Here is a 21,165-nt window from a genome sequence, read left to right on the forward strand (position 1 = left end):
GTCCGAGCCCCCGTCCTTGCGTTTCAGAAGGTCATGCGGGTGGTCAGGAAGAAGCTGCGTCCCGGCTCGGGGAAGCCCTCGACCAGCTGATAGTCCCGGTCGAAAAGGTTGCGGATGCCGAACACCACGCTCGCCTGTTCGCTCGCCTGCCATTCCGCATCCAGGTTGGCCAACGCAAAGCCGCTCATGCGGGTATAGGCGATCTGCCCCGGATCCGAGGGCTGGATCGCGCTTTCCGACAGGCGGGAGCTGGAAAGCTCGACCGAGGGCGAGATGGTCAGGGCGTCCATCGCCCGCCAGTCGAGCCGCAGATAGGCGTTGTGGCGCGGCGTGTCGGTCGGGCGGTAGTCGGCCCGGACCGGGTCGGTGATGCCGCGATGCAGCCAGGTGTAGTTCGCGACCAGCCCCAGCCGGTCGCTGACCTGCCAGTTCGCCGCGATCTCGAAGCCCTTGTAGGTGCCGTCGCCGACGTTCTGGCTTTGCACGATGGGCCGGTCGCGCTCATCATCCCATTGGTCGGTCGGCATCGATTGGATCATGTCCTTGACCTTGCTGTAGAACAGCGCCGCCTGAACCGTCGCCGGGCCGATCTGGCCGCCATAGCCGATCTCGATATTGGTGGCGCGTTCCGATTCCAGGGCGGGGTTCGGCAGGGCCGTGCCAAAGCGGGTGCTGTAGCGGTCGAACCGCGTCGGAAAGCGGGTGCGGGACGACAGGCTGGCGTGATATTCGCCGCTGTCGTGGCTGTAGATCGCCGCCAGTTGCCAGTTCACCGCATCGGTCGAGCCGGTGGGATAGCTGCCGGGCACGGCCGGGCCGGGGAAGCCGCTGGTGTCGTTGTTGTCGGCCCGCAGCATCCTTGCCTTGTCGTAGCTGATGCCCGAGACGAGCCTCAGCGCCTGCGAATACTGCCAGCCATGTTCGAGCGCGACCGAGATCGTCTCTTCCTCGGACCGTTCCGGCAGGTCGGGTTCCCGGCCGGTGCCGGGGGCGACGGACTGGATGGAATCGTGCCGGTCGCGGCGGTAATGCAGCGCCGCCTTGACCTCGTGATCCGGGCCGAACTCGGTTCCGGCTTCTGCGCTCAGCCCCCAGGCCGCGTCCTTGTAGCGGCTGTCGAAAATGCGCGGCGCCAGGGTCTCCTGCGTGGTCTGCGTGGAATCGTCCCAGGACGACAGCAGGTTGTCGAAGCGGTTGTAATAGGCGCGGGTCTTCAGATAGCCGCCGGCCAGTTCGGTATGCGAATAAAAGGCAAGGCTGTCGATGTCCCACTCCGGCCATGTCCAGTCCCGCTGGTATCCGCCCGAGCCGGTGTCCGGCCGGCCCCGCATCGGCAGGTCGATGTTGTAGGGCGCGCGCTTCGCCCCGGTCTGCCGGGTATAGCTGAGGACATATTCATCGGTCGCGTTCGGCGTCCAGCCGGCCTTGAGGTTCAGGCGGCTGTCGTCGGTATCGGCATATTCGCGCAGGCCCGCGCCCTGCTGCGGCCGCGGCACGAAGTCGCGCGACAGGTAGAAGCCGTCGCTGTCGCGCCGCATGTAGCTGCCTTGCAGCCAGAAATCCGCCTGCCGCGTGCCCAGCGACAGAAAGCCGCTGCGGGCAGCGATGTCGCCGCGGTTGCCGGCCTCGATTCCCAGGCGCGCCTCGCCCTCGAAGGGCGCGGAGGGCTGGCGGGTGACAAGGTTGATCGCCCCGCCCATGCCCCCCGGCCCGTTCAGGACCGAGACATGGCCCTTTTGCAGCTGGATCTCGGCCAGGTCCGGGGTCAGGAAACGGCCATAGTCCAGCCGGTTGTCGGCAGGCAGGTAGACGCGGATGCCGTCGATCGACAGCGGCACCTGGAAGCGGTCGAAGCCGCGGACATAGACCAGCCGCTCGTTCCGGCTGCCGCCGGTATTGCCGACCTGCACCCCCGGCGCGACCCGCAGCGCATCGTCCAGCGAGGTGCGGTTGCTGCGCAGGACATCCTTGGCGGTCACGGTGGTCGTGGTGCCGCCCCGGCCTTCGTCGTCCTCCGCCGTCAGGGTGATCGTGCCCAGCACGAAGACCTGCGACGGCTCGGCCACCTGCGCCGATGCCGGCGCGGCCGCCCAGCCCAGAATGGTGGCGCAAAGCAATCCCGCCCTTGTCGTGACCCGCATCCATGTCCCTCCCGAACAGCTCTCCACCAGCGGAGAGAATCGTTATGCTTGATCAAACATAATGAAATCGCGACGGATGAACATAGGGCAGGCGCGGAAGTCTTTCTTTCCGGGCGGTGGCGGTTTGAAGCGGCAGGGCCTTGCCAGCGCCCTCCGATATGTTTCAGTATCTATAACGGCGCGGAGATGATGGGAGGCGCGAATGGAAATCCGCTATGTCTGTTCCGACGAGGAACGAAGGACGGATGCCGTGCTGAGCGCGGTCGCGCAAAGGGCGGCCGCCCTGGGAATCGCGCTGGCGGGAACCGTGCAGCCGGTGGACCCCGACGCCCCGCCCGAGAAATGCAATATCGTCCTGGCCCTGCTGCCCGACGGCGAGCGGCGGAACGTCAGTTTCGACCTCGCCCCCGGCATGACCGGCTGCCGGCTGGACCCCGATGCGCTGGAGGCGGCGGTGATGGCCGTCCATGACCGGCTGCCCGGTGCGCAGGGGCTGGTGGTGAACAAGTTCGGCAAGCAAGAGGCGGTGGGCCGCGGCCTGGTCGGTGCCATCGGCGAGGCCTGCGCGCGCGGGTTTCCGGTGCTGGTCGGCGTGTCGCCGCAATGGCGCAAGGCATTCCTGGCCTTTGCCGGCGGCGCGGCCGAACCGCTGCCGGCCGAGGAGGATCAGGTTCTGGCCTGGCTGCAGGCGGCCTGCCTGCGCCGGGTCGCATAAACCCAGTCGATGGAAAGGGAGATTTCCAGATGAAGCTCAGCGCAAGAAACGTCCTGCCCGGCACGGTGGTCGAGATCGTCACCGGCGCCGTCACCAGCCATGTCCGCATCGACCTGGGCGGCAGCGTGGTGACAGCCTCGATCACCAATGACGCGGTGAAGGAGCTTGGCCTGGTGGTCGGCAGCCGCGCCTCGGCCGTCATCAAGGCGTCCGACGTGATGGTGGGCGTGGATGAATGAGGTCGGCACCGACGACCTGCGACCGCATGAGCAGGCCGTCGTCCCGCCGCAGGGCTTCGACGCGCAGCTTTGGTTCATCGGCCGTATCCGCACGCCCTGGACCCGACGCGGCGACTGCCCGCATCGCGGCGATGCCGCCGACGGGCCGGACTGCCGGATCGAGCTGTTCGAGCCCTGGGTTCCGGGACTGACCGGGATCGAGGCGCATGCCAACCTGCAGATCCTTTACTGGATGGACCGGGCGCGGCGCGACCTGGTCCTGCAGAACCCCAAGTTCGGCGAGCGCGCGACCGGCACCTTTGCCCTGCGCTCGCCGGTGCGTCCCAACCCGATCGCCTCGTCGGTGGTGCGGCTGCTGGCGGTCGAGGGGCCGGTGCTGACCGTGCGCGGGCTGGATTGCCTGGACGGCACGCCGCTTCTTGACATCAAGGCCGCGTTCGGAGCGATGGCATGATGCGGCTGACCCGCCGCGCCCTGGCCGGCGTGCTTTCGATCCTGGTCGCGGCCGGCCCCGCCCTTGCCCAGGAGGGCAAGACCGTGACCGATGCCGGCGGACGGCAGGTCCGGGTTCCGGTCGATCCCGCCAGGGTCTTTGCCGCCGGCCCCCCTGCCGCCACGCTGCTTTATACGCTGAAGCCCCAGGCGATGATCGGCTGGGTTCGCGCGCCGAAGCCGGCCGATCTGGCCTGGCTGCGGCCCGAGGTTGCGGACCTGCCCGAACTGGGGCGGCTGACCGGCCGGGGCGACACGCTGAACCTCGAGGTGCTGCTTGCGGCGGGGCCCGACCTGATCGTGGATTACGGCACGGTGAACGCGACCTATGTCGATCTGGCCGGCCCGCGTCCAGGAACAGGCGGGCGTGCCCTATGTGCTGATCGACGGCAGCTTTGCGCAGATGCCGCGGTCGATCCGGCAGATGGCCGACCTGCTCGGCGTCCCCGCGCGCGGCGAGGCCCTGGCGGCATATGCCGAAACCACGCTGGCGGATCTGGACGCGCTTCTGGCCGAGGTGCCGCAGGCCGCGCGGCCCAGGGTCTATCTTGCGCGCGGGCCGGAAGGGGTGGAGACCGCCGGCCGCGGCTCGATCAATGCCGAGATCATCGAGCGCGTGGGCGCAAGGAATGTCGTCGAGACGGAAGGCGACGGGCTTGCCACCGTCTCGCCCGAGCAGGTGCAAGCCTGGGCGCCGGACGTGATCGTCACCATCGACCGGGATTTCGCCGCCAAGGTGGCGCAGATGCCGGAATGGCAGGGCATTCCCGCGGTGGCGAACGGGCGCGTCCATCTGGCGCCCGCGGTCCCCTTCGGCTTCATCGACGCGCCGCCTTCGGTCAATCGCCTGGCCGGGCTGATCTGGCTTTCGCACAAGCTTTATCCCCAGGCCGCGACCGACGACCTGCACGCCAAGATCGCCGAGTTCTACGCGCTGTTCTATGGCCGGCGCCCGGACGATGCCGCGCTGGCGGCCTTGCTGGGTGACTGAGCGGCGGCTGAACGGCTGGCTCGCATTGGGGCTGATCGCCACGCTGGCGATCGGCGCGGCGGTCGGCCCCTATGCGATCGCGCCGCAGCAGCTGGTGGCCGTCCTGTCGGGGGACCGCTCGGACCCGCAGGCGGTGACGGTGCTGTGGAACATCCGCCTGCCGCGGGTGCTGGCGGCGGCCATGGTCGGCGCGGCTCTGGCGGCGGCGGGGGCGGCCTACCAGACCACCTTCCGCAATCCGCTGGTCTCGCCGGACATCTTGGGCGTGTCGGCCGGGGCGGGGTTCGGCGCCGTGCTGGGCATCCTGCTGGGCTGGCCGGTCATGGCCATCCAGATGCTGGGCTTCGGCACCGGGCTTGCCACCGTGGCGATGGTCCTGGGCCTGACCATGATGCTGCGCGGTGCGGGACAGGTGCTGGTCATGGTGCTGTGCGGCATCGCCATCGGCGCGCTGGCGGGGGCCGGGATCTCGCTGGTCAAGCTGCTGGCCGACCCCGAGCAGCAATTGCCCGCCATCACCTTCTGGCTGATGGGCAGCCTGGCCGGGGTCAAGCGCCCGGACATCGCGGCGGCGCTGCCTGCGCTGCTGGTCGGGCTTGCGCCGCTGCTGGCGCTGCGCTGGCGGATCGGGCTTTTGGCCATGGGCGACGACGAGGCGCGGTCGATGGGGATCGACGCCACCCGCCTGCGGCTGCTGGTCATCGCCTGCGCCACGCTGATGACGGCCGCGGCGGTGGCGCTGGCGGGGGTGATCGGCTGGATCGGGCTGATGGTGCCGCATATGGCGCGGTTGCTGACCGGCCCCCGCTTCGACCGGCTGCTGCCGGCGGCCATCCTGATCGGCGCGGGCTTCATGGTGCTGGTCGATACCAGCGCGCGCAGCATCGCCACGGTCGAGGTGCCGCTGGGCATCCTGACCGCGGTCCTCGGCGCGCCGCTTTTCGTCTGGCTGCTGGCGCGGGGGGCGAAGGCATGGAGCGAATGACCCCGCTGCTGACCGCCACGGGCCTTGCCATCGGCCATGGCGGCAAGGTGCTGATCCGGGGCATCGACCTGAGCCTGGATCGGGGAAGCGTGCTTTGCCTGCTTGGACCGAACGGCGCCGGCAAGACCACGCTGTTTCGCACCCTGCTGGGGCTGATCCCGCCCGTCCATGGCCGGATCGCGCTGGGCGGCGAGCCGCTGTCCCGCCTGTCGCGGCTCCAGGTCGCCGCCCGGCTGGCCCATGTGCCGCAGGCGCTGGCGACGCCCTTTGCCTTTACCGCCCTCGACATCGTGCTGATGGGGGCGGCGGCCCGGCTTGGTCCCTTTGCCCGTCCGGGCCGGGTCGAGGCGGAACGGGCGATGGCGGCGCTGGACAGGCTTGGCATCGCCGACCTGGCCGGGGCCGAAGTCACCCGGCTTTCGGGCGGCCAGCGCCAGCTGGTGCTGATCGCACGGGCGCTGGCGCAGGAGGCGGCGGCAATGGTGATGGACGAACCCACCGCCAGCCTGGATTTCGCCAACCGCCGGCAGGTCGGCCATGCGATCCGTCGCCTCGCGGATGCGGGAACCGGGATCATCCTGTCCAGCCACGATCCCGACCACGCCGCCGCCATCGCCGACCGGGCGCTGCTCCTGAACCGTTCGGGCCTGCTCGCCTCGGGGACGGTCGCAGAGACGATGACGGCCGGGAACCTGTCCCGCCTCTATGGCATCCCGGTTCGCAGGGAACAGGGGGACGACGGCCGCCTGCGCTTTTATTGACGGCGCCGATGCGGCAACCGCGCCACCGCAAACAAAATGCCTGCCATTGCCCGCCAGTTTGCCGCGCGGGCGATTGACCGGCCTTCCAGGCAATGCATTTCGGTCCGAATAGGCACGTCATAGGCTGATTCAAAGGAAGGGGATTTCAGCGGCGTCCCCAATTTCACCGCGCGAAAATGGGCGCTTTGCTTTTGCGGATTGCCCCCCCATTCTCGTTGCGCGCTTCGAAAAACGCCGGTAATCTCAATATGCTGCAAAGGCTGCATGAGGTGGACTTCATGACCGCTGAAGAGACCCCCGGCAATATGGATCCGAACAGCATCCTGCTTCATAGCTGCGTGTCGCGGGATCTCTACGAGGCAATGGCGCAAGGAAAACCGCCCGGCTCGGCCAGGGACGCATTTTCCGTCATGATCGAGATGAACAATAATTTCCCAGGTGGTGCGCGCATGGCTCGGGCGGCGCTCGTCGCGAGCTATCGGGAAAAGGCCGATGTCGCGGACGAACGAAAGCTGGGATTCGTTGCCGAAATCCTGGCCTTGGCCGAGATTCAGGGTCCGTGGAAAAAGATCGGCTTCAACGCGTCTGATGAACTCAACCTTGTTACCTCGTCCTTTACCGAAGGCTATCTTTTCGGGCGGCTGTCGCGCGGCACCATCCGGCGCATCGCGCAGAACTGCCAGGAAGAGCGGGACGGGCCGATCTACAAGCTGTGGCTGGACCAGCCTTTCCAGGCGAGCGTCTATAAATCCTACAAGACCATCAAATGCGATGCCGCGCGCGTCGCCTTCGGCGCGCAGGGCGAGGATATCGTCTGGGCGGTTGCCGATACCGGCATCGACGGCACGCATCCGCATTTCCGGCCCTACGACACGCTGGAGCCGCCGGCGGGCCTGAACCATTACGACTTCACCCGCACGCATGAAAGCGACAGCGCCGCGGCCAAGGCGGCGCTGTGCGACCAGGACGGGCATGGCACCCATGTCGCCGGCATCATCGCCGGCGAAACCAACGTCAGGATGCAGACGCCCGAGGGCAAGCCGCTGATCGACGGCATGGACATCAGCATCGACACCCGCCCCGACGGCATCAGGGTCGAGGAAAGCTCGCTTGCCCGGCCGCCCGAGGTGATCCTGGGCGTGGCGCCGCGAACCCGGCTGATCAGCCTCAAGGTGCTGTCGCGCGCCCGCGACGACAGCGGCATCAGCAATGTCATCGCCGCCATCGGCTATGTGCAGCGGCTGAACGAATACGGTCGCAACCTGCGCATCCACGGATTGAACCTGAGCCTTGGCTACAGCTTCGACCCGACCTGGTTCGCAGCGGGGCAAAGCTCGATCTGCAAGGAGGTCAACCGGCTGGTGCGCTCGGGCGTGGTGGTGGTGGTCGCGGCGGGAAATGCGGGCTTCGGCTATGTCGACGACCAGAACAGCAGGCTGCATTCCAGCGCCAACGCCTCGACCATCGCCGATCCCGGCAATGCCGAGCTGGCCATCACCGTCGGCTCGACCCATCGCGACCGGCCGCATGAATACGGGGTCTCGTTCTTTTCCGCCAAGGGGCCGACCGTCGATGGCCGGATGAAGCCGGATCTTCTGGCGCCGGGCGAGCGGATCGTTTCGTGCCATCCGGGCGACAAGGACCGCATCGCCAGCTTCAAGGAGCGTTCGGGCACAAGCATGGCCGCGCCCCATGTCTCGGGCCTTGTCGCGGCGCTGCTTTCCGTGCGGCGCGAGTTCATCGGCCAGCCCGAGCGCGTCAAGCAGATCCTCATGGACAGCGCGACCGACCTGGGCCGCGTTCCCAGCTTCCAGGGCGCCGGGCTGGCCGACCTGATGCGTGCGCTGCAATCCATCTGACCGCAGGAGCGAACCATGCCCGATATCGACGGAACCCCCCTGGTCTGGCTGAGCTTCGACAGCGAGGGCCGCCTGGACGGCAACCCCAAGCCCCTGCACGCGCTGCACGAGGCCATGCAGAGCGTGCAGGCGACCGATGTGCTGGTCCTTTCCCACGGCTGGAAGAACACCCAGGCGCAGGCGGCGCGGCTTTACCAGGCGATCTGGCGCAATGCCCGGCCGCATATCCCGTCCTCGCGCCGCTTCGTGCTGGCCGGCATCGCCTGGCCTTCGGTCGCCTTTCCCACGGATTTCGACGACCGGGCCGGGCGCGAGACCGCAGGCGGGGCGCTTGCCGCGCCCTTGGCGGGCGGTCCGTCCGACCTCGACCCCCGGACCTTTGAACGCATCCTGCGCCAGTCCTTGCCGGGCAAGGAGAACGCCAGGCTGCGCAGCTTGGCCCGCGCCGCCGCGAGCGATCCCAGCGCCGAGACGAAAGCCGCCCTGGCCGCGGAACTGGCCAGGCGGATGCAGGCCTTGGCCGCCGGGGACGATGCCGAGCTTTCGGACGAGGCGGAACTGATCGCCCGCCGGGCCAGCAGCAACCCCGAATTGCTGTTCCAGATCAGCGCGAAACCCTTCGTGCCGCGGGATGGCGAAGACGGCGGCGCGGCCGGCGGGGACGGCGCCGGGCAGGTCGTCCGCGGTCCCCTGGCCAGCATTGCCCGGCTGGCGAACCAGTTCACCTATTACCCGATGAAGCGCCGTGCGGGAAAGGTCGGCCGCATGCTGGGCGGCTACCTGGACCCCCAGCCCTTCCTGGCGAATACCCGGCTTCACCTGGCGGGCCACAGTTTCGGCGGCAGGCTGGTCACGGCCTGCGCGTCCCAGATGAAATCGCTGCGCCCGCAAAGCCTGACCCTGCTGCAAGCCGCCTTCTCGCATAACGGGCTGGCGGCCAGTTCGCCGGCAGGGCCGGGATATTTTGCCGATGTGCTGGCCGAACAGCGGGTCCGCGGTCCGATCGCGATTACCCATACGCATAACGACCGGGCCTGCACCTTCTACTATGCGCTTGCCTCGCGCCTGGCGGGCGATGGGACGATGGCGATCGGGGACGCCAACGACCGCTATGGCGCGATGGGGGCCAATGGCGCGCAGCATGTGGATGCCCTGCGCCATGGCGGCTTTCCCGCCTCGTCCGGCCATCGGCCCGTCGCGGGCAGGGTGAACAACTATCTGGCCGACAAGGTGGTCGTGGCCGTTCCGGGCGGAACGGATGCGCATAACAATATCGGCAATGCCGGGATCGGGGCCTTGCTGGGAAGCGTCGTTTCGCTCTGACTGCCGGGTCGCCCGGACCTGCATTGACCCTTCCGTGCCGGGCGAAAACGGCCTGATTTCCTGACGGTTTCCGGCCAGGGCCGGGGCGCGCCGGACAACCTGTCCTGGCGGCTGGACAGATTGTCCATTGAAATCAACCCCATGCATTCCGCACCTTGTGCCAAAACCCGAGGGGAGCGGGACGGGGGGATAAGCGTCCATGCTCGCAAGAAAAAGGGCAGGCGGCGGCCGGTTCCGACGGGTCGCGCGCGCATATTCGTTTCAGGGAGGGGAATGATGACGGCCATAGAAGATTTTCCAGGATTCCGGGCACCCTTGTTGTCCCGCGAGCGCACGATAGCGCGGCCGGGCTTCAACCGCTGGCTGGTGCCGCCCGCCGCGCTGGCGATCCACCTGTGCATCGGCATGGCCTATGGCTTTTCGGTGTTCTGGCTGCCGCTGTCGCGCGCCATCGGCATCAGCGACCCGGTCGTCTGCGAAGGGATGGGCCTGGTTTCGGCCCTGTTCACGACCAGCTGCGACTGGCGCGTCGCCGATCTGGGCTGGATCTATACGCTGTTCTTCGTGCTGCTGGGTTCCTCGGCCGCGATCTGGGGCGGCTGGCTGGAAACCGCCGGCCCGCGCAGGGCGGGCGTCGTCGCGGCCCTGTGCTGGTCGGGCGGCATGGTCGTTTCAGGCTTCGGAGTGATGACGCATCAACTGTGGCTGATGTGGCTCGGCTCGGGCCTGATCGGCGGCATCGGCCTGGGCCTGGGCTATATCTCGCCGGTCTCGACGCTGATCAAGTGGTTTCCCGACCGGCGCGGCCTGGCGACCGGCATGGCGATCATGGGCTTTGGCGGCGGCGCGATGATCGGGGCGCCGCTGGCGGACCGGCTGATGAACCATTTCCAATCCGTGACCGGCGTCGGCGTCTGGCAGACCTTCTTCGTCATGGCGGTGGTCTATTTCGTCTTCATGCTGGCGGGCGCCTTCGGCTATCGGGTGCCCCCTGCGGGCTGGAAGCCCGAAGGCTGGCAGCCCAAGGTCTCGGCCCGGAAGGCGGGGATGATCACCCGGCATCACGTCCACCTGAGGGACGCGCACAAGACCCGGCAGTTCTGGCTGATCTGGCTGGTGCTGTGCCTGAACGTCTCGGCCGGGATCGGGGTGATCGGCATGGCCTCGCCCATGCTGCAGGAAATCTTCGCCGGATCGCTGGTCGGCCGGCCGGACCTGGGCTTTACCCAGCTGGACGCCGGCCAGAAAGCGGCCATCGCGGCCATCGCCGCGGGTTTCGCGGGGCTCTTGTCGCTGTTCAACATCGCCGGGCGGCTGTGCTGGGCCTCGGCCTCGGACCGGCTGGGGCGCAAGACCACCTATTTCATCTTCTTCGGCCTGGGGATCGGGCTTTACCTGCTGGCGCCAAGTGCCGCGCATTCGGGCAACCAGGTGCTGTTCGTGGCGATGATCTGCGTCATCATCTCGATGTATGGCGGCGGGTTCTCGACCGTGCCGGCCTATCTGGCGGATGTCTTCGGCACGCAATTCGTGGGCGCGATCCATGGCCGGCTGCTGACCGCCTGGGCGACGGCGGGGATCGTCGGCCCGGTCGTCGTGAACTACCTGCGCGAGGCGCAGATCGCGGCGGGCGTGCCGCGGGCGCAGGCCTATGACTACACGATGTATATCCTTGCCGGGTTCCTGGCCGTCGGGCTGGTCTGCAACGCGCTGGTCCGGCCGCTGGACGAGAAGTGGTTCATGAAGCCCGAAGAGGTCGCGGCCCTGCAGGCCGGCGAGGCAACCGCCGGCCAGGTCCAGAGCGGATCGTTCGGGATCGACCGGGGCCGGTTCGACCTGCCGGCGATGCTGGCCTGGGCGGCGGTCGGCATCCCGCTGGCCTGGGGGGTGTGGACGACGATCACGAAGACCGCGGCCCTGTTCGGCTGATGGCTGCGCCCGCCGCCCATGGCCCGCAAGTCCGGGCGGCGGGATCACGCGGCGGGCAGCCAGATGCGGAAGGTGCTGCCATCCGCATCGCTGCTGGCGGCGATGCTGCCGCCTTGCCGCTCGACCAGCCTGCGGCAGATCGACAGGCCTAGCCCGGTGCCGCCGCTGCGCCCGCGGCTGGTGACGAAGGGCTCGAACAGGCGCTTCAGCACTTCGGGCGGGATGCCCTCGCCCTGGTCCGAGACCTGCAGCATCACCCCTGCCGCGCCGTCGCGGTCCTGGTCCTGCACCAGGATGCGGATCTCGCCGCCCCGCGGCATGGCATGGACCGCGTTGACGATCAGGTTGACCAGCACCTGCTGCAGGGCGATGCGGCTGATGCGGACCGGCCGATCCGAGCGGATGTCCCGGCGCAGCGAGACGGAGGACCGGGCAAGCATATGCGCCACCAGCGGCACGCAATCGGCCACGGCCCGGCCCGGATCGGAAAGGGGATGCTCTTCCGCGGTCTGGTCCGTCCGGGCGAAGTCCAGCAATTGCGCGACGATCCGCGAGATGCGCTGCACCTGCTCGTCGATCAGCCGCAATTCGGTCTCGGCCGGGGCGGCGGCCTTGCCCAGCACCTCGCGCAGCACGTCCAGGTTGCCCTGGATCACCGCCAGCGGGTTGTTCACCTCATGCGCGATCCCGGCCGAGATTTCGCCAAGGGCGGCCAGCTTTTCGGATTGGACCAGCTGGTATGTCGCGGTCTCGAGCTGTTGCGCGGCCCGCCGCAGCGCCGCCGTGCGCTCGTCCACGCGCCGGTTCAGCTCGTCGTTCCAGGCCCGCATCCGCCGGTCGTGGTCCTGCAATTGCGCCAGCACCCCGTCCAGGGCCAGGGCCAGTTCGGCGATCTCGTCGTCGCCGCGGCTGATGCCGGTGCGGGCGGCCAGGTCGCCCGACCGCACCCGCTCGAAGGTGGCGCCGATACGCTCCAGCGGGCGGAAGATGCCGCGCGCCCATCGCAAGAACAGCGGCACCGTCACCAGCGCCACGCACAGGAAGCCGACCAGCACCCAGCCCACCGTGCGGCGCCGGGCTTCGGCGAAGGGGCGTTCCAGGATGCCGACATAGATCATGCCGATGGTGCGGCCCGCGCCGTCGGCCAGCGGGGCATAGGCCGAGACATACCAGTCGTCCAGCACCTGCGCCCGGTCCAGCCAGACCTGCCCCTGGCCGATCACCCGCTCGCGCACCGCCGCCGAGGCGCGGGTTCCCAGCGCCCGGACGCCGCCGGGGACCGTGACGTTGGTGGCGATGCGCATGTCGCCCAGGAACAGCGAGGTGGTGCCGTGGCTGCCCTCGGGCAGGCTTTCGGGGCGATAGATCAGGGCGTTGATGCTGTCGATCACCGACAGGTTGCGGTTCAGCAGGATCCCCCCGACCAGGACCGCCTCGGCCTCGCTGCCGGGCAGCCTGGCCAGGACGAGCGATTGTGCCACCATGCCCCGCGTCTCGACCGGGGCCCGGCCTGCCGCCGGATTGCCGGGCCGTTCCATTTCGGCGCGCGCGGCCAGCGCCGGGGAAAGGGCGCGCAGCTGGTCCCGGTCGAAAACCTCCAGCGTGTTTCGCGCGGATGCGGCGTCGCGCGGGGGTGCGGGGCGGATGCCTTGCGGGCTGGACGCCACCACGCGGCCATCCGGGCGGGCCAGATACAGGTAGTCCAGCCCCAGCCTGTGGCGATGGCTGTCCAGCAGCGCGGCCGGATCGGCCGTGCGCGCGAATTCCTCGGAGCGGGCCAGCATCTCGATCCGCTCGCCGGTGGTTTCCAGGATGCGGCCCAGATATTGCTGCGCCACGGTCAGGTCGCTGTTGACCTTGACCAGCAGCAGCCGGTCGAGCTTGAGCGACCATTGATGCATGGTCGCCCCCAGAAAGACCGGCAGGATCACCAGCACCGGCAGCAGGGCGATGGCCAGAAGCTTGTGACGCACCGAGCGGCTGAGCGGACGCGCCGGCTCAGGCATTCCAGTCCGCCAGCCTGCGGTCGATGGTCTTGCGCGAAATGCCCAGCTGCGCCGCCGCCGCCTCGCGGTCGCCGTCGAAGGCGGCCACCGTGCCCAGGATCGCCCGCCGCTCGATCTCGGCCAGGGTCTGGCCGTCGCGCCTGCCCAGCGATGCGACCAGCGGCGTGAAGCGGCCCAGGATCAGCGCGCGCTCGACGGCGTTGCGCAATTCGCGGACATTGCCCGGCCAGTCATAGGTCGCCATGCCGGCCCGCACCTCGGGGGTGATCGGCACCTTGGGCGCTGCCAGCGTCCGGGACAGGGTATCCATGAACAGTTCCGCCAGGTCGAACATGTCGCCGCCGCGTTCGGCCAGGGTCGGCATGTGGATATGCAGCACGTTGATGCGGTAAAGCAGGTCCGCGCGCAGCCGCCCCTCGGCCACGGCGCGGTCCAGGTCGGCATTCGCGGCAAAGATCAGGCGCAGGTCCACCGCCGTCTCGCGCTCGGACCCCAGCGGCCGGATCCGGCGATCATCGATCGCGCGCAACAGCTTGGCCTGCAAGGCGACCGGCAGTTCGGCGATCTCGTCCAGAAACAGCGTCCCGCCGCGGGCCGAGCTGAACAGCCCCTCGCGGTTCCGGTCGGCGGCGGGAAAGGCACCGCGCACATGGCCGAAAAGCTCGTCCTCCAGCATGTCGCGGGGGATGGCGGCGCAGTTCACCGCAACGAAGGGCATCCGCGCCCGGTCGGACAGGGCGTGGATCATCCGCGCCGCCACTTCCTTGCCCGTGCCCGAGGCGCCGGTGATCAGCACCGAGGACGGGGTCGGCGCCACGCGGGCGATGACCTGGCGCACGCGCTCGATGGCGGGCGAGCTGCCGATCAACTCGCTGCGCAGGCGGCCCAGGTCGATATTGTTGCGCAATTCCTGCTGCAGGATCAGGTTCTCGCGCCGCAACCTTTCGCCTTCCAGGCAGCGGGCGATGGTGTTCAGCAGCTGGTTGGTGCGAAACGGCTTGAGCAGGAAATCCGAGGCCCCGGCCTGCAGCGCCTGGATGGCCGTATCCAGGTCGGCATGGGCGGTCATCAGGATCGCGGGCGGGAAAAAGCCCAGCGGCCGCTGTTCCCGCAGCCAGTCGACCCCGCGCTGGCCCTCCATCAGGTTGTCGAGGATCACCAGGTCGAAATCGGTCTGGGCGACCAGCGCGCTGGCTTCAGCCGTGTTCGCGGCCAGCCGGATGGCGCGGCATTTCGACGACAGGATGCGTTCCAGGAAATTGCGCATCCCCGGCTCGTCCTCGACCACCAGGATCGTGGCCTGCGCCAGCGCGTCGCCTTGGGCGGCATGCGCTTCCTGGCGGGGGTCGTTCTGGGTTCCCATCATCCTCTCCCTCGGCGGGACAGTGGCACCGGCCCGCCTTGCTTGGCAAGCATCGGATGCAGGGGGCGGGGGCAAGATCAACGGACAGATTGTCCAGGACAGGCCGACAGGCTGTCCGTTGAAATCGCGGCGCCGGTCTGTTGCCATCGGGGGCAGGGGCCCGCACGGCCCGACAGGAGAACCGCGCCGATGTCCGACCGCAAACCCGTCTACAAGGCCTATCACCATGCCGCAGGCGGCTGGGGCGCAGCCGCGGCGACGGCCAAGGTGCTGATGGAGCAGAGCGTGCTGACCAAGGGCTCGCGCGCGCTGCTGTCGATGAACCAGCCCGGCGGGTTCAAATGCCCCAGCTGCGCCTTTCCCGATGCCGATTGCCGCAAGAAGCTGGAGTTTTGCGAAAACGGCGCCAAGGCTTTGGCGCATGAGGCGACGAAATCCCGCGTCACCCGCGACTTCTTCGCCCGCCACGGCGTCAGCGAGTTGATGGAGCGGTCGGATTACTGGCTGGAGATGCAGGGCCGGCTGACCGAGCCGATGCGCTACGACCCCGCGACCGACCATTACGTCCCGGTCGGCTGGGACGATGCCTTCGCGCTGATCGGGCGGCACCTGCGCGGCCTCGACAGCCCGCACCGGGCCGAATTCTACACCTCGGGCCGGACCCCGAACGAGGCGGCCTTTCTTTATGCGGTCTTCGTGCGCGAGTTCGGCACCAACAATTTCCCCGACTGCTCGAACATGTGCCACGAGCCGACCAGCCGCGGCCTGCAGCCCGCCATCGGCATCGGCAAGGGCACCGTGGTCATGGCCGATTTCGAACATGCCGAGGCGATCTTCGTCATCGGCCAGAACACCGGCACCAACAGCCCGCGCATGATGACCAACCTGGTCGAGGCCCGCAAACGCGGCGTGCCCATCGTCACCATCAACCCCATGCCCGAACGCGCCCTGATCCGCTTTGCCGAGCCGCAGGACGTGGTCCAGATGGCGACCTTCGGCTCGACCAGGATCTCCAGCGAATTCGTGCATGTGAAGATCGGCGGCGACCTGGCGATCCTGAAGGGGATGATGAAGGTGATCTTCGAACGCGACGCGGCGGGCGAGGACGTCATCGACTGGCCCTTCGTCAACGCCCATACCGCGGGCCTGGACAAGGTCCGGGCCGAGATCGAGGCGCTGGACTGGGCCGCGCTGGAGCGCCATTCGGGCATCGACCAGGCGCAGATCCGGCGGCTGGCCGAGATCTATATCCGCTCGAAGGCGACGATGATCTGCTATGGCATGGGGGTGACGCAGCACCAGCAGGGGTCGCGGCTGGTGCAGCAGGTCGCGAACCTGCTGCTGTTGCGCGGCAATTTCGGCAAGCCGGGGGCCGGGATCGCGCCGATCCGGGGCCATTCCAACGTGCAGGGCGACCGCACCGTCGGCATCGACGAAAAGCCGTCGCAGGACTACCTGGACCGGCTTGCCGCCGTCTTCGGCTTCGAGCCGCCGCGCGAACACGGCCATCACGCCGTCGAGTCGGTCGAGGCCATGCTGCGCGGCGAGGCCAGGGTCTTCATCGGCATGGGCGGGAATTTCGCCCGCGCCATGCCCGACACCCAGCGGACCTATGCGGCGATGCGCAAGCTGGACCTGACGGTCGGCATCGCGACCAAGCTGAACCGGGGCCACCTGGTCCACGGCCGGGACGCGCTGATCCTGCCCGTGGTGGCGCGTTCCGAGATCATCCGCACCGCCAGGGGCGAGCAGTTCGTCACCATCGAGGATGCCATGGCCAACGTCACCGCCTCGCGCGGGGTGCTGGAGCCGCCCGGCCCCGACTGCCTGCCCGAGGTCGAGATCGTCTGCCGCATGGCCCTGGCCACCCTGCCCGGCAGCCGCACGCCATGGGGCGAATACATCCACGATTACAGCGCGATACGCGACCGGATCGCGGATGTCTATCCGGCGATCTATGCCGATTTCAACAGCCGCATCAAGGCGCCGCACGGCTTTCACCTTGATGTGCCGCCGCGCCGGCGCGTCTGGGCGACGCCGAACGGCAAGGCGAATTTCCTGCCGCTGCCGGGGCTGGAGGTCAACGACCCGGTGGACGATCCGCAGATGCTGCGGCTGTCCACGATCCGCTCGCACGACCAGTTCAACACCACGATCTACAGCTACAACGACCGTTACCGGGGCATCCACGGCGACCGCATGGTGCTGTTCATGAATGCGAGCGACATCGCCGCGCGCGGGCTTGCCGACGGCCAGGCGGTGGCGCTGGAGACGATCAGCCGCGACGGCCGGCACCGGCGGGTCGCGGGGCTGACGGTCGTCGCCTATCCGATGCCGAGCGGCTCGGTCGCGGGATATTACCCGGAGCTGAACCCGCTCATGCCGCTCGACTACCACGACCACATCACCGGAACGCCCGCCGCGAAATCCGTCCCCGTGCGCATCGCCACCTGATCGGGACTCCCGGCCGCGACCCATTTCCCGCGGCGGGGAAAGCCCCGTTCAATCCGTCGAAGCGGTACTGCCGGCAGACGCCATCTGGAGCAGGAGTTTGCCAATCGGATCCATGGCTTGCGGGTTACGGCTGCCCCGCGGAATGCTGGCTGATGCTGACGAGTCGGTCTGTGAACCAGTCCGCGGGGCCGGGCGGGAATGGCGATGGCAAACTATTGCGCGCATACGGGTAGCCGCAAGGATCGCGCCGACTGGCAATTGCCGGCCGATCAGCTTCGGAACACGGCTGCGCTGGCTGCGACGCGCGGCGCGCCCCTGGGGTTGCAGGCCGCAGCGCATGTGGCCGGTCTTTTTCATGACTTCGGCAAGTATGACCCTACCTTCGGCCGCCTTCTCGACGGTCAGAATGTCCGGGGGGAACATTCGACGGCCGGCGCCGCCCTGCTTTACGCCCAGGCACCCGCCGGCATGAGCCCCTGCGCCGAGGTGATCGGCCATGCCATCCTGGGCCAACATGCGGGCCTGCCCGACCGCTATGGCGCGGACAGCAGCATGGAGCGCCGGCTCGACGCTTGCCGCGATCCGATCGCGCCGGAAATCTCGGCGGCGGCCGGTTCGGATTTCGGTCCCTTCGCCAGGGAACTGGCGGCGCTAGATGCGGCCGGCCTCCTGCGGTTTCGATCTGTCGGGCGCCGCGCGCATGGCGTTTTCCGCGATACCGAGTCCTTCTATGCCGGACTCGAGGGCAGGCAGCCCGACCGCACCTGGCCGGCCCTGGCCGATCTGTTGCCGGACTGGAGACGCGCCTTAGACACGCATATGGCGCAATTCGACCGCGCTGGCCCGATCAACCGCCTGCGCGCCGATATCCTGGCCCATGTCCGGCGCGGCGCGGCCATGGCGCCGGGACTGTTCACCCTGACCGTGCCCACCGGCGGCGGCAAGACGCTGGCCTCGCTGGGGTTTGCGCTGGACCATGCCGCAGGCCATGGGCATCGCCGGATTATCTCCGCGATCCCATACACGGAGGCGCGGATCGAAACTCCTTGGGGATTCAGGCCTGCACCATGCAGGCCGGTCGCCTCCTTCGCGGAGGCGTGGATCGAAACACCCAGACCTATGGCCAGCCGCTCCGCCTGGGCAAACCTCCTTCACGAAAGCGCGGATCAGCAGGCACCGATTGCTCGGGAAAGGCTGAAGGGCTGCAAGGGGCCCGGCCTTCCCGGTATTCGCCGACGGCGATCCTGCCAGTGCGAGGGCCCGATAGACATAGGCGCGGTGCCGATGGTACGAAGCCGGGGCGGCTCGCCCCCTAGCCGTCCTGCGCCCGCAGCACGCGCGCCGGGCGCGCGGACAGCGGGCGCAGCGCAAAACCGATGCCGGCCAGCATGACCGCAACCACGCCGCCCAGGACGATCGCCACCGCCGAGACCGGCTCGAACACGTAGCGCGTCTCCATCACGAAGGTGATCACCGCCCAGCCAGCGACCCCGCCGGCAAGGATCGCGACGAGGCCTGCCGCGGCCCCCATCAGCGCCGAGCGCAGCGCGAAGGACGCAAGGATGCGGCCCCGCGTCGCGCCCAGCGTGCGCAGGACCGCCGCCTCGAAGAGCCGCGCCCGCTCGCCCGCCGCGGCGGCGCCGATCAGCACCATGAACCCGGTCACGAGCGTCGCCCCCGCCGCCCAGGCGGCGGCCGAGGCGATGGCGCCGAGCGCCTCGGCCACCCGGTCCGCCGCATCGCGAACCCGGATCGCGGTCACGTTCGGAAAGGCGCGCGCCAGATCGCGCAGGATGCGGCCCTCGGCCTCGGTCCCGGCATAGACCGTGGCGATATGGGTATGGGGCGCGCCGCTCAGCGCGTTCGGGCTCATCGACATGACGAAGCCGAGGCCGCCGGTCGAGAAATCGACCGCGCGGAAGCTGGTGATCCGGGCCTCGATGTCGCGGCCCAGGATGTTCACCGTGATCCGGTCGCCAAGCGTCAGCCCCAGTTCCGCGGCCTCCTCGGCCCCGAACGAGACCTGTGGCGGGCCATCGTAGCCCTGGGGCCACCAGGTGCCGGCAGTCACCGTGGTGCCTTCGGGCGGGGCTTCGGAATAGGTGACGCCGCGATCCCCGCGCAGCACCCAGTGGTCGCCCGCGACCTCGGCGGCGGGTCGGCCGTTGATGCGGGTCAGGATGCCGCGCAGCATGGGGGCGCTCTCCACCCGCTCGACGCCGGGGTCCGCATCCAGCCGGGCATTGAACGCCGCCATCTGGTCGTTCTGGATGTCGAGGAAGAAATAGGCCGGCGCGCGGGCCGGCAGGTCGCGGTCGATGGCGGCGCGCAGGTTGGCCTCGATCTGTCCCACGCTGGCCAGCACCGCGAGGCCCAGGCCCAGCGAGAGGATGACCGAGGTGGTTTCCTGTCCCGGCCCGCCGATGGCCGACAGCGCCAGCCGTAATGTCGGCCGCCCGCGCAGGGCGGGCCTGCGCGCCAGGAACCGCGCCGCGCGGCGCACCAGCACGGCCGACAGGACCAGCACCCCCAGCGCCGCCACGATGCCGAAGGCCGCCCCCAGCGCCAGTTGCGGCACGCCGGAAAACAGCGCCGCCCCGCCGATCAGCACGGCCGACAGCGCCGCGGACACCGCCCACCACACCGGCCGGGGCCAGCCGGGCGCCGCGCCCGCCGCCTCGCGGTAAAGCGCCGCCGCCCGGATGCGGGCGGTGCGCGCCAGCGGCCAGAGCGTGAAGAGCAGCGCGGTGGCGATGCCGTAGAACGCCGCCTCGGCCAGCGGCGCGGGCCAGGGCGCAAAAACCGCCGGCACCGGCAGCAGCCGCCCGATCATCGGCGCGAGCGCCAGGGGAATGGCCGCGCCAAGGATCAGCCCAGCCCCGACCCCCAGGGCGGTCAGCGCCGCGATCTGGAACAGATAGGTCAGGAACACCACCCTTTGGTCGGCGCCCAGGGTGCGCAGCGTGGCGATGGTGGCCGTCTTGCCCGCCAGATAGGCGCGCACCGCCGCCGAGACGCCGACCCCGCCCACCGCCAGGCCGGCCAGCCCGACGATCACCAGGAAAGCCCCGATCCGGTCCACGAAGCGTTCGATCCCCGGCGCGGCGCGGCGGCTGTCCCGCCAGCGCAGGCCGGTGTCGGGAAAGGCGGCCATCGCCTCTTGCCGCAGGGCGTCAAGGTCCGTCCCAGGCGGCAGGAGCAGGCGGTATTGCGTGTCGAACAGCGTGCCCGGCCCGATCAGCCCCGAATCCGCCAGCGCCGGGCTGGCGACCAGCGTGCGCGGGCCAAGGCCGAAGCCGCCCGAGGCGCTGTCGGGTTCGCCCACCAGCACCGCCGCCAGGCGAAAGGATTGCAGGCCCAGCCGGAACCTGTCGCCGATGCCAAGGCCCAACCGGTCGACCAGCACCCGGTCCATCACCGCGCCCGGCAGGCCGTCCTTGTCCGCCAGCGCCTGATCGAGCGGCATCGGCGGGTCCAGATCGACCGTGCCGACCAGCGGATAGGCGCCGTCCACGGCCTTCACCTGGGTCAGGCCATGCTCGGCCGCGTCGCCTTCGCCCACCACGGCCATCGAGCGAAAGTCGATTACCTCGGAGGTGCGCAGCGCGACGCGATCCATGAAGGCGCGCTCGGCCTCGGTGGCATGGCGATAGGTGAACTGCATCTGCGCATCGCCGCCCAGCAGGATCGCGCCCTGGTCGGCCAGCCCCGCCTGGATCGAGGCGCGCACGATGCCCACCGCAGCGATGGCCGCGACGCCAAGGACCAGGCAGGCCAGGAAGATGCGGAAGCCGCGCAACCCGCCGCGCAGCTCGCGCCGGGCAAGGCGCAGGGCCGTGCGGGCGCTCATGGCCGGACCGCGGGGCGGGGGGCGCTTCGGCCCGGCACCCGCGCCGGGCGGCAAGGG

At 69.2% G+C, this 21,165-nt stretch carries 16 protein-coding genes; 11 read left to right on the top strand and 5 right to left on the bottom strand.

Features of this window, described 5'->3' with window-relative positions:
• Nucleotides 1-23: 23 nt before the first annotated feature.
• Nucleotides 24-2,141 carry a TonB-dependent receptor gene (locus KF941_RS13150; RefSeq protein ID WP_214273532.1) on the bottom strand — a complete coding sequence of 706 codons (2,118 nt, stop codon included), beginning with the start codon at nt 2,139-2,141 and terminating at the stop codon, nt 24-26.
• A gap of 202 nt (nt 2,142-2,343) precedes the next feature.
• Between KF941_RS13150 and KF941_RS13155 the strand changes: the two genes are divergently transcribed.
• The 6 genes from KF941_RS13155 (at nt 2,344) to KF941_RS13180 (ending at nt 6,324) form a co-directional block, all read left to right on the top strand.
• Nucleotides 2,344-2,856 carry a DUF2478 domain-containing protein gene (locus tag KF941_RS13155; protein WP_214273533.1) on the top strand — a complete coding sequence of 171 codons (513 nt, stop codon included), beginning with the start codon at nt 2,344-2,346 and terminating at the stop codon, nt 2,854-2,856.
• Nucleotides 2,857-2,885: 29 nt separating this feature from the next.
• Nucleotides 2,886-3,095, top strand: coding sequence for a TOBE domain-containing protein (locus KF941_RS13160; RefSeq protein WP_036760400.1), 210 nt, complete (start codon nt 2,886-2,888; stop codon nt 3,093-3,095).
• Nucleotides 3,088-3,549: a tRNA (N6-threonylcarbamoyladenosine(37)-N6)-methyltransferase TrmO gene (gene tsaA, locus KF941_RS13165; protein ID WP_072463036.1), complete on the top strand. Its 462-nt coding sequence runs from the start codon at nt 3,088-3,090 to the stop codon at nt 3,547-3,549. Before KF941_RS13160 ends, tsaA begins: the two co-directional genes overlap by 8 nt.
• A gap of 366 nt (nt 3,550-3,915) precedes the next feature.
• Nucleotides 3,916-4,578 (top strand): ABC transporter substrate-binding protein, encoded by a 663-nt coding sequence (locus KF941_RS27995; protein WP_240540297.1) that lies wholly within the window; start codon nt 3,916-3,918, stop codon nt 4,576-4,578.
• On the top strand, nt 4,571-5,563 hold the full coding sequence (locus tag KF941_RS13175; protein WP_346428986.1) for an iron ABC transporter permease: 993 nt from the start codon (nt 4,571-4,573) through the stop codon (nt 5,561-5,563). The genes KF941_RS27995 and KF941_RS13175 overlap by 8 nt, the downstream gene beginning before the upstream one ends.
• Nucleotides 5,560-6,324, top strand: a complete 765-nt coding sequence (locus tag KF941_RS13180) for an ABC transporter ATP-binding protein (RefSeq protein WP_240540298.1) — start codon at nt 5,560-5,562, stop codon at nt 6,322-6,324. Before KF941_RS13175 ends, KF941_RS13180 begins: the two co-directional genes overlap by 4 nt.
• Here KF941_RS13180 and KF941_RS13185 read toward each other — a convergent pair.
• Complete coding sequence (locus KF941_RS13185; protein ID WP_214273535.1) at nt 6,318-6,590, bottom strand: hypothetical protein; 273 nt, start codon at nt 6,588-6,590, stop codon at nt 6,318-6,320. The two genes, KF941_RS13180 and KF941_RS13185, sit on opposite strands and share 7 nt — an antisense overlap.
• A 12-nt stretch (nt 6,591-6,602) precedes the next feature.
• Between KF941_RS13185 and KF941_RS13190 the strand changes: the two genes are divergently transcribed.
• The 3 genes from KF941_RS13190 to KF941_RS13200 all read left to right on the top strand — a co-directional run bounded on the left by KF941_RS13190 (nt 6,603) and on the right by KF941_RS13200 (nt 11,435).
• Nucleotides 6,603-8,183 carry a S8 family peptidase gene (locus tag KF941_RS13190; protein ID WP_214273536.1) on the top strand — a complete coding sequence of 527 codons (1,581 nt, stop codon included), beginning with the start codon at nt 6,603-6,605 and terminating at the stop codon, nt 8,181-8,183.
• A 15-nt stretch (nt 8,184-8,198) separates the two neighbouring features.
• The gene (locus tag KF941_RS13195; protein ID WP_214273537.1) at nt 8,199-9,506 is read left to right on the top strand and encodes a hypothetical protein; all 1,308 of its coding nucleotides are present in this window, start codon (nt 8,199-8,201) and stop codon (nt 9,504-9,506) included.
• A gap of 318 nt (nt 9,507-9,824) precedes the next feature.
• Nucleotides 9,825-11,435, top strand: coding sequence for an OFA family MFS transporter (locus KF941_RS13200; RefSeq protein WP_240540299.1), 1,611 nt, complete (start codon nt 9,825-9,827; stop codon nt 11,433-11,435).
• Between the two features lie 44 nt (nt 11,436-11,479).
• Here the strand turns inward: KF941_RS13200 and KF941_RS13205 are convergent, their stop codons facing one another.
• A complete protein-coding gene (locus KF941_RS13205) occupies nt 11,480-13,441 on the bottom strand; it encodes an ATP-binding protein (protein WP_214273538.1) in 1,962 nt (653 codons plus the stop codon).
• On the bottom strand, nt 13,434-14,804 hold the full coding sequence (locus KF941_RS13210; protein ID WP_214273699.1) for a sigma-54 dependent transcriptional regulator: 1,371 nt from the start codon (nt 14,802-14,804) through the stop codon (nt 13,434-13,436). Before KF941_RS13210 ends, KF941_RS13205 begins: the two co-directional genes overlap by 8 nt.
• A 189-nt stretch (nt 14,805-14,993) precedes the next feature.
• On the opposite strand from KF941_RS13210, the gene KF941_RS13215 reads away from it, so the two are divergent.
• Together KF941_RS13215 and KF941_RS13220 are read left to right on the top strand one after the other, a co-directional pair.
• Nucleotides 14,994-17,258: an FdhF/YdeP family oxidoreductase gene (locus KF941_RS13215; protein WP_214273539.1), complete on the top strand. Its 2,265-nt coding sequence runs from the start codon at nt 14,994-14,996 to the stop codon at nt 17,256-17,258.
• Between the two features lie 204 nt (nt 17,259-17,462).
• Nucleotides 17,463-18,650: a CRISPR-associated endonuclease Cas3'' gene (locus KF941_RS13220; RefSeq protein ID WP_214273540.1), complete on the top strand. Its 1,188-nt coding sequence runs from the start codon at nt 17,463-17,465 to the stop codon at nt 18,648-18,650.
• Here the strand turns inward: KF941_RS13220 and KF941_RS13225 are convergent.
• Entirely contained in the window at nt 18,571-21,108 is a 2,538-nt protein-coding gene (locus KF941_RS13225) for an FtsX-like permease family protein (protein WP_214273541.1), read from the bottom strand. The genes KF941_RS13220 and KF941_RS13225 overlap by 80 nt on opposite strands.
• Nucleotides 21,109-21,165 lie beyond the last annotated feature (57 nt).

The organism is Paracoccus sp. pheM1 (assembly GCF_018499825.1).
GTDB lineage: Bacteria > Pseudomonadota > Alphaproteobacteria > Rhodobacterales > Rhodobacteraceae > Paracoccus > Paracoccus versutus.

Excerpts from the sequence above, each read along its gene's own strand:
- KF941_RS13150 (WP_214273532.1), bottom strand. The coding sequence starts at position 2,141 with ATGCGGGTCACGACAAGGGCGGGATTGCTTTGCGCCACCATTCTGGGC.
- KF941_RS13155 (WP_214273533.1), top strand. The coding sequence starts at position 2,344 with ATGGAAATCCGCTATGTCTGTTCCGACGAGGAACGAAGGACGGATGCC.
- KF941_RS13160 (WP_036760400.1), top strand. The coding sequence starts at position 2,886 with ATGAAGCTCAGCGCAAGAAACGTCCTGCCCGGCACGGTGGTCGAGATC.
- tsaA (WP_072463036.1), top strand. The coding sequence starts at position 3,088 with ATGAATGAGGTCGGCACCGACGACCTGCGACCGCATGAGCAGGCCGTC.
- KF941_RS27995 (WP_240540297.1), top strand. The coding sequence starts at position 3,916 with ATGTCGATCTGGCCGGCCCGCGTCCAGGAACAGGCGGGCGTGCCCTAT.
- KF941_RS13180 (WP_240540298.1), top strand. The coding sequence starts at position 5,560 with ATGACCCCGCTGCTGACCGCCACGGGCCTTGCCATCGGCCATGGCGGC.
- KF941_RS13185 (WP_214273535.1), bottom strand. The coding sequence starts at position 6,590 with ATGCAGCCTTTGCAGCATATTGAGATTACCGGCGTTTTTCGAAGCGCG.
- KF941_RS13190 (WP_214273536.1), top strand. The coding sequence starts at position 6,603 with ATGACCGCTGAAGAGACCCCCGGCAATATGGATCCGAACAGCATCCTG.
- KF941_RS13195 (WP_214273537.1), top strand. The coding sequence starts at position 8,199 with ATGCCCGATATCGACGGAACCCCCCTGGTCTGGCTGAGCTTCGACAGC.
- KF941_RS13205 (WP_214273538.1), bottom strand. The coding sequence starts at position 13,441 with ATGCCTGAGCCGGCGCGTCCGCTCAGCCGCTCGGTGCGTCACAAGCTT.
- KF941_RS13210 (WP_214273699.1), bottom strand. The coding sequence starts at position 14,804 with ATGGGAACCCAGAACGACCCCCGCCAGGAAGCGCATGCCGCCCAAGGC.
- KF941_RS13215 (WP_214273539.1), top strand. The coding sequence starts at position 14,994 with ATGTCCGACCGCAAACCCGTCTACAAGGCCTATCACCATGCCGCAGGC.
- KF941_RS13220 (WP_214273540.1), top strand. The coding sequence starts at position 17,463 with ATGGCAAACTATTGCGCGCATACGGGTAGCCGCAAGGATCGCGCCGAC.
- KF941_RS13225 (WP_214273541.1), bottom strand. The coding sequence starts at position 21,108 with ATGAGCGCCCGCACGGCCCTGCGCCTTGCCCGGCGCGAGCTGCGCGGC.